This is a genomic window from Alkalicoccus daliensis (genome assembly GCF_900103955.1).
Taxonomy (GTDB): Bacteria; Bacillota; Bacilli; order Bacillales; family Salisediminibacteriaceae; genus Alkalicoccus; species Alkalicoccus daliensis.
Genome location: NZ_FNIL01000005.1, coordinates 121891 through 137933, shown reverse-complemented (window position 1 = coordinate 137933; position 16043 = coordinate 121891). Strand labels below are relative to the sequence as shown.

Genomic DNA, 16043 nt, shown 5'->3' with positions numbered 1-16043 from the left:
TGAAAAAGCAGCAGGCGCTGCTCTATTGATTGAGCGCCTGCTGCTTTTATGTATTGGAAGCTCTTTTTTGTTCATTCAATAACCGCAGCATGGTATGCCGATCCCGGATATGATGTGCTTCCTGCAGCCCTTCTTCCACCCAGGACTGCGCAATTCCAAGTTCCTCTGCCGTAGTTTTTCCGCCGACAAGCTTTAAAATACGGCGTACTTCTTCCCCTGAAGGAATTTCCTCGAGGATATCAGCCACACTGTTTTGCTCTTTTGCAGGGCTGTTATCTATAATCCACTGCTTATTATTATGATAATGCTCCGCAATAATACCACATGCTGCGCCGACTTTTTCCCCGTGCAGGAGCTGCTTACGGTCCTCTTTCAAGAACTTCATTTCCCAGAAATGAGAAAGGTGGTGTTCCGCTGCAGAAGCCGGGTGGGAATGTCCAAACAGTGACATTGCCATACCAGACTGAATCAGCGCTGCAATTAAATACTCCATTCCAGCTGCATCCCGTACTGCTATTTTTTCCGCATGGTTTACACAGTTTTCCAGCGCCTCTTTTGTCATATGATAGGAAGCATCACAAAAAGGCTCATCTGCAGTTAGTCTGCTGAATTTCCAGTCAGCAAGCGAAGTATATTTACCAAGCATATCTGCAAATCCTGCAGCCACCATTGCCTGCGGCGCCTCCACGAGAATGTCTATTTCGGCAAAAAGTCCAATAGGAGCCTGTGTCTGATACGTCTTTTTCACTTTATTCATTACAATCGGAGCGCCTTTTGAATTAAATCCGTCTACAGAAGGTGCAGTCGGTACAGAGAGAAAAGGAATCCCCATCTTATAGCTTGCAAAGCGGGTAATGTCGTGCAGTGTCCCTGCACCCACAGCAATCATACAATCCGCCTCTGCAGGCGCCTCCACGAGCACATGCATAATCGCATGTTCATCTGCCAGCACATCTTCCTGTTCATTTTCCGGTACCAGGGAAACGGTATAATTGATTCCTGCTTTATCTAAAAGAGTTTCCACCGCTTCTCCTGCTGCTTTTTTTGTATGTTTATCATAAACCACGTGAGGGCGGGAAAGCTGCTTCTTATTTAAAAACGGCGGCAGCTTTTCCAGAATTCCGCTGCCGATTTCAAATACTTCTGTAGGAAGAGGCTCATGCTCTCTGCCGCATGTACAATTGTTTTTATGCTGATTGTACCATTCATGAAAAGACTGCATTTATTTCACCTCTTTTACACTCACTCGATCTGTAGAATGACGGACCACCATTTCCGGGGGAAAGACTACCGGCTGAATTGCCTGAGAATCTCCTCCGTTTTGTTTAGCGTCAATAATATTCATAATCGTTTTGGCTGCTTCAATTCCCATTTCTTCCTGCGGGTGTTTTACTGTGGTCAGCTTCACTTCAGAAGCTACAGAGAGAGAAGAATTATCATAGCCTACGATAGAAATATCACGCGGCACCACCAAATTCATTTCTCGGATGACATCCAGAAGCTGCAGCGCCATTTGATCGTTGTAGCACACGATTGCGGTAGGAGCATCTTTTGCTTCCTGCAGCTTTTGCCGGAACAATTGCTGCGGCAGTGTATTCTTTGTTTCTGTGGTATAAGTAACAATGTTCTGCGGACTGAGAACGACACCTGCCTGCCGGTGCGCTTTAATAAATCCTTTCATCCGCTTGATACCCTGAATATCATCATTTTTAAAGAAACCAAGAATGCGTTCGTGGCCAAGCTCCAACAAATGCTCTGTCTGCACTCTCCCTCCTTCTACGTCATCCATGATAACGTGGGAAGGCTCCAGTTCTTCATAGTAAGCATTAATCATTACATAAGGGATACCAAGACGTTCGATATTTAAATAATAATTAATGTTCGGATTTGGCAGCGCGCTTTTCGTCGGCTCAATAATTACACCATCGAATTCCTGGGAAAGCACAGCTTCCAGACAGCGGCGTTCCTGATCTATATCGTTATTTGTGCTGAATACAGTAACCTGATAACCGTTTTGACTCAGCATTCTTTCCGCCCCGCGAATAATCGTTGGGAAAATATAGTCCGAAAAATAAGTGGTAATCACTGCAATGTTCTTTTTCTGCAGGCTCCGGGAACCTCTGTCTGCGGAGCGATCCGCACAGAAGGTCCCTGCTCCCTGCTTTTTGTAAATCCAGCCGTCATTCGCAAGCTCATCTATCGCTTTTCGAACTGTATGCCTGCTCACACCGTATTCTTTCATCAGTTCATTTTCAGATCCTACTTTTTGATGCGGTTGAATAAACCCCTGCAGAATCTTTGATTTTATTTGGTTTTTTACGTAATTATATTTCGTTTCCATACAGCACCTCGTATCTTTTTAACTTATCCGTATAAGTATTTTAACACGTTTCAATAAGAAATACATGTAAAAAAAGTTTATTTTACGAGGGTTTTAAAATTATTTTTTTAAATGTATTATTTTTTCCATACAAGTTCGTTCCATTTCAACGTATCTTTCAACTGATAAATTTCTGTATTTTTATTTATAATCACTGCTTCGATACCAGACATCTCTGCCCAATCAAGCAGCTGATCGACGGAAGCTGTAAAAGAAAGAACCGTGTGATGCGCTCCTCCTGCATGAATCCAGGCTTCTGTAGCAGTTGATAATGATGGCTGCGGTTTCCAGAGTAACTTCGCCACGGGAAGGTTTGGAGTATCCTGTGTCGGCACTACCGCGTCTACTTCATTAATGACCAGTCGGAAGCGGTGACCAAGATCAATCAGTGCTGCATTTACTGCATGACCTCCCACCCCATCAAATACCATCCTTGCAGGATCTGCCTTACCGCCGATTCCGAGTGGATGCACTTGTATTTCCGGCTGATTCTGCGCCACTGTCGGACAAATTTCCAGCATGTGTGATCCAAGAACCAATTCATTTCCAGGCTCTAAATGATATGTGTAATCTTCCATGAATGTTGTTCTTTCATTATTTGTCATTACCTTCATCATCCGCAGGAATGCTGCAGTTTTCCAATCACCTTCACCGGCAAACCCGTAGCCTTTTTCCATCATGCGCTGGGCAGCCAATCCCGGAAGCTGCGGCATGCCGTGCAGATCTTCAAATGTAGTTGTAAAAGCGTTATATCCTTCTTCATCAAAGAATGCCTGCAGCCCTAGTTCAATTCTTGCCTGATCCAGTACATTCTGCTTCTTGGAAAGATCTGAAGTTACAGCAGAGGCAATCCGGTACTGGTTTTCATATTCTTTGTACCGCTGCTCGACTTCGCTGTCGGAAAATCCGTTCATGTACTCAACGAGATCTCCAATACCGTAGCCGTCCACTGTCCATCCGAATTTAATCTGTGCTTCGACTTTATCGCCTTCTGTTACCGCTACCCGGCGCATGTTATCTCCAAACCTTACTACTTTCACTTTTTGATTTTCCGCATGGCCTACTGCTGTTTTCATCCATTCCTTCACTCGCGTCTGTACATCTTCATTGGACCAGTGGCCAACGACTACTTTACGGTTAATATTCAGACGGGAAACCATAAATCCAAATTCCCGGTCTCCGTGTGCGGACTGATTCAGGTTCATGTAGTCCATATCAATGGAATCCCAAGGAATGTCACGATGGTACTGTGTATGCAGGTGAAGCATCGGCTTCTGCAGGATTGTTAAGCCATCAATCCACATTTTCGCCGGAGAGAAAGTGTGCATCCAAGTGATAACACCTGCACAGTCCTCATCTACATTGGCGTCCCGGATTACATTACGAATTTCTTCCCGCGTAGTTAATACCGGCTTGATTTTAATTTCGAAGGGAAGATCTGCTTTGTTCAGGCCTTCGACGACTCCCCTCGTCTGTTCTTCCACCTGATCCAGCGTTTCCCTCCCATATAAATGCTGACTTCCTGTTAAGAACCAAAACGTATATGCTTGCTTTTTAATACCCATAGCTTTCTTCATCCTCTCCCTGGCTGATTAACGCCACTGCTTCAGGCGTCGCATAACATCGTTCTCTCCGCGGCCGAAATAATTATACAGCCGGGAGTATTCCTGATATATTTTTTCGTACATTTTTACGTTTTCTGGAACTGGAGTGTAATATTCTTTTTTAATTTTCCCCATTTTTTCAGCTGCCTCATAAATACTGTTATAGCCGCCTGCTTCTGCCCCAGCTGCTACTGCGCCAAACATGGCGGCGCCGAGTGCAGGTGTCTGCACAGAATCTGCAATTTTGATGACCCTGTTTGTGACATCCGCATAAATCTGCATTAACAGCGGATTTTTCTGCGGAAGTCCGCCGCAGGCATACAGTTCGTTTACGGGAACGCCATTGTGATCGAAAGCATCTATAATCATTCTTGTTCCGAATGCCGCACCTTCCAGGAGTGCCCGGTATACTTCTTCCGGTTTAGTAGAAAGCGTAAATCCTAGCATCATTCCACTCAGTTCTGTATCCACCAGCACAGACCGGTTTCCGTTCCACCAGTCAAGTGCGAGCAGTCCGCTTTCTCCTGGTGCCAGTTTGGCAGCCCTTTCTTCCAGAAGTGCGTGGACGTTTGTTCCTCGCTCCTGCGCTTCCTGAAACACATATTGTGGAGCGGCATGGTCTACATACCACCCAAAGATGTCACCCGCTGCCGACTGACCGGCTTCGTAACCGTAATATCCCGGAATGATGCCGTCTTCTACTACACCGCACATTCCTTCTACTTCCATTTCTTCTTCTTTTTTCCCCAGCACCATATGACAGATAGAAGTTCCCATGGTCATCACCATTTTTCCTTCTTCCACTACACCAAGTGCCGGCACAGAAGCATGTGCATCCACGTTTCCGACTGCCACTGCCAAACCTTCCGGAAGCCCTGTAATTGCTGCCATTTCTTCAGTGAGACCGCCAGCTTTTGTACCCAGAGGCACCACTTCACCTCTTAATTTTGTTTCGATTATATCTTCTAAGCGGGGATCAATATCTTTGAAGAAGTTCTGAGAAGGATAGCCGTCTTGTTTGTGCCAGCAGGCTTTGTATCCTGCCGTACAGCTGTTGCGGAGGAAGCTGCCGGTAAGCTGCAAAATCACCCAGTCTGCCGCTTCTGCAAAAAGGTCGGCATTTTCATATATGTCCGGTGCTTCTGCAAGCGTTTCGTAAATTTTCGCAAGCATCCATTCTGACGAAAGTTTTCCGCCATAACGCTGAAGGAAGCGTTCATTCCGTTTTTCCGCCAGTTCGTTGATCTCATTTGCATAAGGCTGTGCCGCATGGTGTTTCCAGAGTTTCACCCAGCTGTGCGGATTATTTTTATATTCGTCCTTCCAGCACAGGGGCACTCCTTCCGCATCGATAGGAAGCATCGTGCTGGCAGTGAAATCAATGCCAAGCCCTGCTACATCTTCAGGATTTATGCCGGAAGTTTTCAATACAGCCGGTACAGCCTGTCTGATAACATCCACATAATCTGCAGGATGCTGAAGCGCCCATTCATGACCAAGTTTAATGTTTTTATTGGGGAGCGTCTGATCCATTACGCCGTGCGGATATTCCACTACATGGTCCGCAATTTCATTCCCATTTTCAAGGGAAACGAGAACTGCCCGTCCGGACTGCGTTCCGTAATCTATTCCCACTGCGTATCTGGTCATGACTCAGGCTCCTCTCTAATAATTATTTCTGGCCGTAGTATGCATTCTTTCCGTGCTTTCTTAAAAAGTGCTTATCAAGCAGCGTCTGGTCCATGGAAGGAGCGCCTGCATTTATCTGGTAAGTCGCAACCGCCATTTTAGCAACTTCTTCCAGCACCACTGCATTGTGCAGTGCGTCCGCCGGATCTTTTCCCCAGTTGAACGGTGCATGGCTGTGAACGAGTACCCCAGGCACCTGGTTCGGTTCGATACGTCGCTCTTTGAATGTTTCAATAATTACTGTTCCAGTATCTTTTTCGTACTCGCCTTTGATTTCTTCCGGTCTCATTGGACGGGTACAGGGGATCGTTCCGTAGTAGTAATCCCCGTGAGTGGTACCGAGCGCCTGCAGGTCTCTTCCGGCCTGTGCCCAGCTGGTCGCCCAGGAAGAATGTGTATGCACAACTCCTCCGATATCCGGAAAGTGCTTATACAACTCAATGTGGGTCGGAGTGTCAGAAGAAGGTTTTAGACTGCCCTCCACTACTTCTCCTTCAAAGTTCACTACCACAATGTCATCTACTGTTAATTCTTCGTAACCGACCCCACTCGGCTTGATTGCAACGAGGTTATTTTCGCGGTCAATGCCGCTTACATTTCCCCAGGTAAAGGTCACAAGTCCATAATGAGGAAGCGCCTGATTGGCTTCCAGGACTTCCTGTTTTAATTTCTGCATATCCATAGAGGCTTTCCCTCCTTTTTTGTATTAGGCTGCTGTGAAAAAAAATTCCATTCGCTGCTTCACTCTCGGAGAAGACTTGCTGGAGGCTTATTCTCTACTAATTTCTCTCACAGCGTCCTCGCTTTCGTTCCGCAAAAGGCCGGTTCTATGACCTTTTAAAAATGTGCGGGGAAGATCCCATACTTTGTAAAACTACTTCGCATCCGGTACTGGTTTGCCGAAGACAGGAAAGCCGTTCTCATCCCATTCGATAACCTGCGCTCTTGTATGACGATTTGGATCATAAAGAGGATCTCCCTCAATTTCTTTATAATTTCTTGCATGGTAGATCAATACATCTTCTTTGCCATCTTCACTCACCGTAAAGCTGTTGTGTCCCGGACCATACTGTCCGTTTTCTTCACTCGTTTCAAATACTGGGTGATCGAGTTTTTTCCAGGAAGCTGGATCGAGAAGATCTGCGCCTTCTTCTGCATAAAGCAGTCCCATGCAGTAATTATAATCTGTTGCACTGCCGGAGAAAGTCATAAACAGTTTCCCGTTTCTATGCAGCACTGCCGCGCCTTCGTTTACAAGAAAGCCGATTTTTTCCCAGTCATATTCCGGTGTGGAAATCATTACCTGTTTTTCTTTCAGGGTCCATGGGTTCTCCATTTCGGCAATATACATGTTGGAGTTTCCTTCGATATCCGGATCCTTCTGTGCCCACACATAATAGCGGGTGCCGCGGTGTTCAAAGGAAGTCGCATCCAGACAGAAAGATTCCCAGTTGGAAACTACCTGCCCTTTTTCCACCCACTCACCTTCCAGCGGGTTTGCCGCGTCACATTCAAGTGCGTACATACGGTGGTCGAACAGCCCGTCTTTTGTTTCCGTGGTTCTCGCTGCAGCGAAATAGATGTACCATTTCCCATCGATAAAATGAATTTCCGGCGCCCAGATGTTTGCGCTCAGCGGTCCAGATTCATATTTGTGCCATACCGAAACCGGTTCAGCATCCCGAAGTCCTTCTATCGTTTCTGCTCTGCGGACTTCAATACGGTCATATTCCGGAACAGATCCTGTAAAATAATAAAAGCCGTCTTCATGCTTGTAGACCCATGGATCTGCACGCTGTTCGATAATAGGATTGTTATAGCTGTAGTTTCTGCTCATTGAAAAATCTCCTTACAAGCTTATTTTTTCAAACGAATGACGTTCCACGAAGTGTGGTTAATTTTTGCTTCTATTCTGCCGTCCTTTAATTCAGACTGCCCATTTTTATGCGGCTGTACTGCTTGATTCTGTGAAGTATTGACCGCTTTTAAATCATCATTTTCCAGAACAATATGTTCTACAATTCTGTAATCCTCAAATCCGCTTACGTTAATATTTACGAGGATATCTTCTTCCAGGTGGCGGTTTAAAGTGAAGACTGTTACCTCTTCATTTTCTTCGTTATAAACAACAGCACTGTCAATGTAAGGTACGTCTGTGAAGTCTTTAGTATCAAACTTTGGAGATACGACTACCGGCTGGAGGGAAGTTCCTCTTCCGAACACAGAAGTGTGCATGTATGGATAATAAATTGTCTGCTTCCAAGCAGAGCCCATGTTATCCGTCATTATCGGAGCGATTACATTCACAAGCTGTGCCATGCATGCCATTTTTACTCTGTCCGCATTTTTCAAGAAAGTAATGAGAATACCGCCGACGAGAAGCGCATCTTCAAAGTTATACACGTCCTCCAGCTGCGGCGGTGCTATCTGCCAGGGCTCCATTTTCTCGTCATTCTCATTGGAATGGTACCAGACGTTCCATTCGTCAAAGCTGAGCATCATCGTTTTCTTGCTGCGCTTTTTCGCTTTAATATAATCACAGATGGAAGTAACTGTTTTAATAAATCGTTCCAGCTCCATCGTATTTGCTAAGTAATTTTGTGAATCATTATCACGGTTTCCGAAATACTGATGAAGAGATACATAGTCTGCTTCTTCATACGTATGATCGAGCGTCACCGCTTCCCACTCCGGGAATGTAGGCATGCTGGAATTAGAGCTGCCGCAGGAAACAAGTTCAATATCCGGGTCGACCAGCCGCATTGCTTTTGCTGTTTCTTTCGCAATCCGTCCGTATTCCACCGGCGTCTTCTGTCCTACCTGCCAAGGTCCGTCCATTTCATTTCCAAGACACCATGTTTTTATGTTATGCGGCTTTTCATAGCCGTGCTTTTTGCGGAGGTCACTCCAGTATGTGCCTCCTGGATGATTACAGTACTCAATGAAATTCCTTGCTGCGTCTACGCCTCTTGTACCTAAGTTAATTGCCATCATTACTTCTGTGCCGGCTTTCTGTGCCCAGTCTGCAAATTCATTTGTTCCAAAGTCGTTTGTTTCTATCGTGCGCCAGGCCAGTTCCAGTCTGTTCGGACGGTCTTCCTTCGGTCCTACGCCGTCTTCCCAGTTATACGCGGAAACCATGTTTCCACCTGGATAACGTACGATCGGCACCTGCAGCTCCTTTACGAGTGAAAGCACGTCCGTGCGAAAGCCCTGCTCATCTGCTTCCGGGTGCCCTGCTTCATAAATGCCTCCATATACTGCGCGGCCTAAATGTTCAATAAAAGAACCATAGACACGTTCGTCCACCTCGGCAATTTTATATTCTTTATCAATAATCATATTTGCTTTCTTCATATATTTCTCACCCTTTCAAAGTAAGCTCGTTTTGCTGCAGCTGCTTATATTCCAATTTTTCAATCGTGCGGTTAAAAAACCACATCAGCAGGTATGCCATCAGACTTCCGGAGAAAAATAAAATAACGGCCGGGAAGGAGAGAGAAAGATATATTCCCGCCCATATCAATACACCGAATAATACAGAAAGATGTATTTTTCCAAGAATGAATTGAAAAGTATGCTTTAATATTTTCCCCATACCACCTTCAAAATGCACGGAAATCGGAAGGATTGTGGCTAACACCAGCAAGTACATAACTACTAACAGCATGTAAGCAATTACTACATAGTAAGGAACACTTCCATTGGAAGCCTGGATAATATGAAAGTTCACGTATAGTACCGCGCCTGCTGCTGCAAAGATCCATCCATAGAGATTTGCGCGAAGAAATTCAGCTTTATACGTTACCCAGAACGGCTTAACTACCTTTCCCTGCTGTCCTTCACGAACCCAGCGGCGCGCTACCGTAAACATAGCAACGGTAGCCGGGAAAAACCCGAGGACCCCAAGACCTGCGATCGTGAGTCCCAGCCACATAACGTTAAGCAAAGCCAGTTTGGTGATATAACGGAACAATTCATCTATCTTTTCCATTACCATGCTGCTTCATCCTTTCCCTTAGTAACTTTCGCTTTAAAAACTCTTATCCTTTTACCCCTCCGGAAGTTAAGCCAGCAATAAAGAAACGCTGGAAGAAGAGGAAGAGAATGATAATTGGAATAATCGCCATGACAGAACCTGAGAAAAGAATCTGATAGTTGTTTCCATAAGGTGTCAGTAATGTAGCCAGCCCTACCGGCAGTGTGAACATATCATTTGAACGAAGTACCAGGAGCGGCCACAGGAAGTTATTCCAGCTTGTCAGTCCCTGCAGAATCGCCATCGCCGCAAAAGAAGGAAGCATTAACGGCGCCATAATACGGGCGAAAATCCCGAATTCTGTACAACCGTCCACCCGGCCGGATTCCATCAATTCCTTTGGAAGACCAAGACAGTACTGCCGGAAGAAAAAGACAGCAATTGGAGCCACAATCAGCGGCAGCATCACTGCAAAGTAGGAGTCCACCAGTCCTAATGAAATCATCATTGTAAATAATGGAAGCATCAGAATCTCAAATGGAATCATAAGTATCAGAAGCACCAGAATGAAAATAAATCGCTTTCCTTTAAACTCATACAAAGCAAGCGCATAGCCTACCATTGAAGAGAAAAACAGAGACAGCACAATGAGGAATGCCGAAATAATTAAACTGTTAATATACCACTGCCAGTAAGCACCGCCTTCTCCGCCAAAGAGAGCAACGAAGTTTTCCGTGTTCCAGCTGCTTAAAAATAATTCAGCAGTTAAACCGAAACGCATTAGGTCTGATGCCGGACTAAAGGAAGCAACGACGAGAGCGATAACAGGAAAAAGAGCAACTAAAGCGATAATGCTGAAAAGAAGCACCATTCCTGTACTGATAAGTTTTTCCTTTCCAGTTTTGTTTTTATTCATTATTCATCATCCTTTTTAAATGCGCCTGTGAGATAAAGCTGTATAACACTTACCACGAAGATAATTGCAAGAAGCACAATTCCGATTGCAGCTCCAAAGCCCATATCGTTTCGCTGAATACCTTCCTGATAAATATATCCGACTACTGTTAACCCGATATTTCCGGGAGAACTGGTTTCAAAGAATACGAAACTTTCTTCAAACATTCTGAAACCATTAATCGTAGTGATCGTCGATAAGAAAATAAAAATAGGCTTGATTGCCGGGAAAGTTACATTGCGGAATTTCTGCCATGCATTTGCGCCGTCAATATCAGCCGCTTCATATAAATCCTGGCTTACGTTCTGCAAAGCAGCAAGATAGTAAAGAACGTTTACACCCATCCAGCGCCAGGAAGCCAGTGTTACCATCAGGAACATTGCTGTTCCAGCACTGTAACGCCACTCTTTCGGTTCCAGGCCAACTAATTGCAGCACCTGATTTGCAAATGCCGAATCAGAATCCCCAAAGATCATTCTGAAGATTGTACCGGCAACGATAACTGATGTTAATGCAGGAATAAAAATCGAGGCTCTGAAGAAATTTGTCCATTTCATCAGGCGGTGATTTAAAATAACTGCAAAAATCATCGGCACGAGCGTCAGTATAATTACTGTCCATATAACATAGACCGTTGTATTCTGAACAGCCGTGTAAAACGTCGGATTAAACACTCTTTCAAAGTTTGCTGTGCCTATATATTGTGTCTGCCCTGGGAGCACCCGCTGAAAACTCATGTTAAATGCGCTGATGAAAGGGTACAGCGACAAAAATAGGAAGGAGATAATAAAAGGAGAAACAAACAGGTAAGGCGCTATCTTTTTTGAGTAGAGTAATCTGGATCGCCTTTTTTTAGGCGAGTTTACTTCTATCGTTTTTTCCACGATCAATGCCTCCTAAGCAATGAGATCCCAGAGGAGAGGTTCTCCCCTGAGATATCTTCACTGCAAAATAATTATTCTACAACACGCGAGCGAACTGCTTCGGCTGCTTGTTCAAGAGCTTCCTGCGGTGTCTGGGACTGTTCACGCAGCACAGAATGCATTACGTTGGAATGAATTTCTTCCTGTGCATCCGGTGTTAATTCAGTGATATTAATTTCCGCGATTTCATCTCGCACCTCAGTTAAGATTTCAAAGATATCGTCATGGAAATAGTCGTAGAAACGGTTGTCTGCCTGCATTTCTTCAGATTCCCAAACATCGTGGCGCGGCGGATCAAATCCGAGGATTTCCCACAGCTTAATGTTGCTTTCTTCTGTCAGCTTAGCAAATGCAAGAAATTCCGCTGCTAATTCAGGATCTTCACTTTGATTTGTAACAACTGTACCTGTTCCACCCATACCTGCGGAGCGGTTGCCGCCTTCTTCCCACATAGGAAGCGGACGGATCTGCATTTTGCCGTCAAGATCTTCCATGTAGTCGAGGAAACGACCCATGTACCACATTGGCATCATCAGGGAAGCTGCACCGCCTTCATTCATGAAGCCATAATATTCTTCTGCGTGATGGAATCCACCTGGTGCAATTTGTGCAATTTCATGCTCATGTACAAGGTCAGAAATAAACTGAAGCGTTTCTACGTTTACTTCATTGTCTAAAATCACATCGCCATTCTCATCAAAATAATCTGATTCACGCTGGCTGATCAGCGGCCAGAAAGAAAAATGCTCGTCTGACTCTACCGTCGTCATCACTGCGTCTGTATTCTCTACTACCTGCTGACCTGCTTCCACATAGTCATCCCAAGTTTCGATCGAATCAATATCAACGCCTGCTTCTTCCATAATTTCTTCGTTATAGTACATCATTGTTGCTCCTACGTGATAATCCATGCCGTAATACTCGCCGTCTTTTGCATAGATTTCAAAGCGGGAATCAACAAAATCATCAATAACTGGTTCAATATGTTCGTTTAACGGCTGCAGCTGAACATCTCCCTGCAGATAGTTTGCAAACTGAGAAATTTCAATATCAGCAAAGTCCGGCGCACCGCTGCCTGACTGCAGGGAAAGAAGCAGGTTGTTGTGCATCTGGTCATATGGATAAGTTTCTGCTGTCAGCTGGATAGGACGGTCGGGATATTCTTCATTCCATCTGTTTACTGCATCCTCAAAGAATTCCGAGTGGAGTTCCTGGAAGTTCCAGAACGTAAATTCCGTAGCCCCTTCAATGTCCTCACCTACTACAACTTCGGCATCTAATTCTCCGCCTTCACCACTTGCTTCGCCGCCTCCGGCGTTCCCATTATTTCCATTATTCTCTGCGTTATTGCCTCCGTTATTGTCTCCGTTATTGCCTCCGTCGCCTCCACAGGCAGCTAACACTAAACTCACAGAAGCTAACATCAATAAATGCTTTTTCATCTTTTCCCCTCCTGATTAAATTATCTTATTTCTGTTATTTCCTACCATACGTATGAGTGTTCCGTGCTCAAAGGCTGCTTAATTTTTATTTGTTATAAATTAGTAATAACAAACATATATATGAAGCGCTTTCAAGTAATAGAAACATATACGTATGAGTTAATTTGTATTATAGATTATAATTTATTTATCCGCAAGTATGTATTTAAAATTTTCTAAAATTATTTTAATCATTGCCTTATGTACTTAGGTTAGGAGACTTTAAGACAGCTGCAAGTTCTGTCTGCGCAAGGAATATAGAAGTTTCTTTTTACTTGTACGTAATATTTAAGATGTCATACGTATAAGTTTACAACTAATGGGTTTTTTTAGGCGTTTTGGAAACGAAATTATCCTGTACGGATGATTATAAAAGAAAGAATCATTTATTGGTGTATGCTTTTCTTACACAAATATCCTCATTCTTTCTTAATATAAATGAGGAAATAAATACTCCCTGCTTCTTTTTTCAAGCTCCCCTGCAAATTATAATTTCAGTAAAGAGAGTACATGATACCTGTATTCATCTGCTAACTCTTTACAGCCTGAAAAGGTGGAAAGCTCCTTTACGCTTCCCACCTGCTTTCTAAAGTATATGTTTTTCGATTGCGTCTTTTATTCCATCCTCATCGTTGCTTGCAGTTACTTCATCTGCTTCCTGTTTTACTTCGTCCGGCGCATTGCCCATGGCGATCCCAATGCCGGCAAACTTCAGCATATCGACATCATTGTAGTTATCTCCAAAAGCAAGTGTTTCTTCCTGCCTTATTTCCAGCTTCTCCAGTACTTTTTCTATCGCTGTCGCCTTGGACGCCTCTTCAGGGACGACTTCCAGATTGTTTTCTTTCGATTTATGGACAGTTACCCCTGATAATTCTTCTTTCAATATTTTTTCGAGCTTTGCTAATTCTTCCGCATTTCCAGTACAGAGCATTTTATAAACCGGAGGCTCTTTTTCTACATATTCATCGAGGTTTTCTTTTACGGGAGGCACATTGACGGTGGCTTCCTCCCGTTTCATCCATTCATTCTCCGGATCATTTACTCTCCATTCATCCTGTCCGTACAGCGCACAGTGCACGTCTTTACACTGCTCTTTTACTGTTTGATAAACCTTCTTCACAGAGGCAGGAGAAAGCTTCACCCCGTAAATTATCTCTGCATCTTTTTCAGCAGAGGAGAGGACCAGCGCCCCGCCATAAGAAATCATCGGTGTCTCGATCTCCAGTTCCTCCTGCATAGGAAGCATGCCGCTGGGAAGCCGGGCGGAAACAAGTACGAAAGAGATGCCTTTCTCTACTGCTTTTCGGATGGCCTTTTTCGTAGCCGGAGTAATACTTTCATCGGAATTAAGAAGTGTACCGTCAATATCACTAAACACTGCTTTTATCGCCATAGCTTCCTCCCGTGTCTCTTTTATTTTTCGATTACAAGCTTTCCTATCATTTTACCTTCTTCCAGTAGCTGATGGCCTTTCCGGAAGTTCTCTGCATCAAAGCCTTTTAATCGCTCTGTCATCGTTGTGGCCAATTCTCCCTTTTCAACTAATGAAGCGGCATCTGTTAACAGATGATGCTGTTCAATCATGTCTGGTGTGGTGAAAAGAGGCCTTGTAAACATAAATTCCCAGGCAAAAGTAATACTTTTTTGTTTCAGAAGCGCCAGGTCGACTTTTTCCGCGGTGTCTACAATTGCACAAATATAAGACTGCGGTGCGGCCACTTCCACCATCGCTTCCCAGTGCATATCTGTACTGTGGAGACAGAAAATATAATCTACTTCATTAATAGAAAGTTCCTGCAGCTGTTCTTTAAAATTATGATGGTGATTAATCAGGTGATCCGCACCTCTTGCTTTTACCCACTCTTTCGTTTCATCCCGGGAAGCAGTTCCAATCACCTGAAGTCCCGCCTGTTTCGCAATTTGAACGGCAATCGATCCCACTCCTCCGGCAGCACCGATAATCAGCATAGTTTTCCCTTTATTTTGCTCCGGATCTTTTGATACATGCATGCGCTCGTAAATCGCTTCCCAGGCAGTGATCGTCGTAAGAGGCAGTGCGGCAGCTTCCGCAAAATCAAGATTCGACGGTTTTTTTGCTGTGATACGCTCATCCACTAAATGAAATTCACTATTGGTCCCCTGCCTTCCAACCGAACCTGCATAATAAACTTCATCCCCGGGTGAAAAAAGAGAGACCTCTTCTCCTGTCGCAACGACTACTCCTGCAGCATCATAGCCGAGAATTTTCGGCTCTTCCAATTTTTCTTTTACAGACCCCCGCACCTTGGTATCTACTGGATTGATAGAAACAGCTTTTACTTCTACCAGTATATCTCTTCCTTGTGGTGAAGGCTTTTCTACCTCTATATTCTGTAAACTTTCTTCATTCTCTGCCGGCAGAGATTCAAATAATCCAACTGCATTCATTTTCTGCATTTTACCACTCCTTTTCTACTTTTTTATATTTCCTGTTTTAAACATTCTTAATCCGGGAATTGTTATGGTTTGGCAACTATTTGACTTATACTGACTTTTGCTTTAGGATAGGAAGTACTTAGAAAACATTAGCGTTTCTAAAAAGTCCGGGTAAACACTTTATAAAATTTTGCAGCAGATTTCCTGTACGGCAGGAACATCATGTAATGAATAAAATAGTGAGCCAGTAGGTTAAATGTTACAGACAGTTGTGCTGTATGCAAAGCCGAAAAGATTTCCCTTGCGTGAGCTGGGTTCTTTTCGGCTTTTTTTATTTGAATTTGAACGAAAGGCTGTGAGATGTGTGAGATTTTTCGTCGATCACCATAAACAACGTATTCATCGAAAAGTCTGTGCAGGTGACAGCTGCGACTTTAATGATTCTCCCGCAGAAAAGCGGGAATTTACAGATTCCAAATCTTATGTAACAGACTTGGAGGAGAAAAAAGGGTACAGCAAGTGCAGTCACTGCGAAACCTTTTCTCTTGCGATAGATTAACACTGAATATAAGGTTGTATGCTTCAGACGATAGCGCTGAATGCAAAGCCGAAAA

13 protein-coding genes are annotated in these 16043 nt (G+C 44.1%); all 13 read right to left on the bottom strand.

Features of this window, described 5'->3' with window-relative positions; genetic code table 11:
• Nucleotides 1-46: 46 nt before the first annotated feature.
• The gene (locus BLP92_RS10150) at nt 47-1222 is read right to left on the bottom strand and encodes a sn-glycerol-1-phosphate dehydrogenase (protein ID WP_090842846.1); all 1176 of its coding nucleotides are present in this window, start codon (nt 1220-1222) and stop codon (nt 47-49) included.
• A complete protein-coding gene (locus tag BLP92_RS10145) occupies nt 1223-2341 on the bottom strand; it encodes a GntR family transcriptional regulator (protein WP_090842845.1) in 1119 nt (372 codons plus the stop codon).
• A 116-nt stretch (nt 2342-2457) separates the two neighbouring features.
• The gene (gene araA / locus BLP92_RS10140; protein WP_090842844.1) at nt 2458-3945 is read right to left on the bottom strand and encodes an L-arabinose isomerase; all 1488 of its coding nucleotides are present in this window, start codon (nt 3943-3945) and stop codon (nt 2458-2460) included.
• A gap of 27 nt (nt 3946-3972) precedes the next feature.
• Nucleotides 3973-5634 (bottom strand): ribulokinase, encoded by a 1662-nt coding sequence (locus BLP92_RS10135; protein WP_090842843.1) that lies wholly within the window; start codon nt 5632-5634, stop codon nt 3973-3975.
• A 22-nt stretch (nt 5635-5656) separates the two neighbouring features.
• Nucleotides 5657-6355 (bottom strand): L-ribulose-5-phosphate 4-epimerase, encoded by a 699-nt coding sequence (araD, locus tag BLP92_RS10130; protein ID WP_090842842.1) that lies wholly within the window; start codon nt 6353-6355, stop codon nt 5657-5659.
• Between the two features lie 192 nt (nt 6356-6547).
• Nucleotides 6548-7510 (bottom strand): glycoside hydrolase family 43 protein, encoded by a 963-nt coding sequence (locus tag BLP92_RS10125; RefSeq protein ID WP_090842841.1) that lies wholly within the window; start codon nt 7508-7510, stop codon nt 6548-6550.
• Nucleotides 7511-7530: 20 nt separating this feature from the next.
• The gene (gene arfA / locus BLP92_RS10120; RefSeq protein WP_090842840.1) at nt 7531-9030 is read right to left on the bottom strand and encodes an arabinosylfuranosidase ArfA; all 1500 of its coding nucleotides are present in this window, start codon (nt 9028-9030) and stop codon (nt 7531-7533) included.
• A gap of 7 nt (nt 9031-9037) precedes the next feature.
• Entirely contained in the window at nt 9038-9673 is a 636-nt protein-coding gene (locus tag BLP92_RS10115) for a YesL family protein (protein WP_090842839.1), read from the bottom strand.
• A gap of 43 nt (nt 9674-9716) precedes the next feature.
• Entirely contained in the window at nt 9717-10568 is an 852-nt protein-coding gene (locus tag BLP92_RS10110) for a carbohydrate ABC transporter permease (protein ID WP_090842838.1), read from the bottom strand.
• The gene (locus tag BLP92_RS10105; RefSeq protein ID WP_244516764.1) at nt 10568-11491 is read right to left on the bottom strand and encodes a carbohydrate ABC transporter permease; all 924 of its coding nucleotides are present in this window, start codon (nt 11489-11491) and stop codon (nt 10568-10570) included. Before BLP92_RS10105 ends, BLP92_RS10110 begins: the two co-directional genes overlap by 1 nt.
• Nucleotides 11492-11562: 71 nt before the next feature.
• Nucleotides 11563-12972, bottom strand: a complete 1410-nt coding sequence (locus tag BLP92_RS10100) for an ABC transporter substrate-binding protein (protein ID WP_090842836.1) — start codon at nt 12970-12972, stop codon at nt 11563-11565.
• Nucleotides 12973-13597: 625 nt separating this feature from the next.
• Nucleotides 13598-14407, bottom strand: a complete 810-nt coding sequence (locus BLP92_RS10095) for a Cof-type HAD-IIB family hydrolase (protein ID WP_090842835.1) — start codon at nt 14405-14407, stop codon at nt 13598-13600.
• A 20-nt stretch (nt 14408-14427) separates the two neighbouring features.
• Nucleotides 14428-15450: a zinc-binding alcohol dehydrogenase family protein gene (locus BLP92_RS10090; RefSeq protein ID WP_090842834.1), complete on the bottom strand. Its 1023-nt coding sequence runs from the start codon at nt 15448-15450 to the stop codon at nt 14428-14430.
• Between the last annotated feature and the right edge of the window lie 593 nt (nt 15451-16043).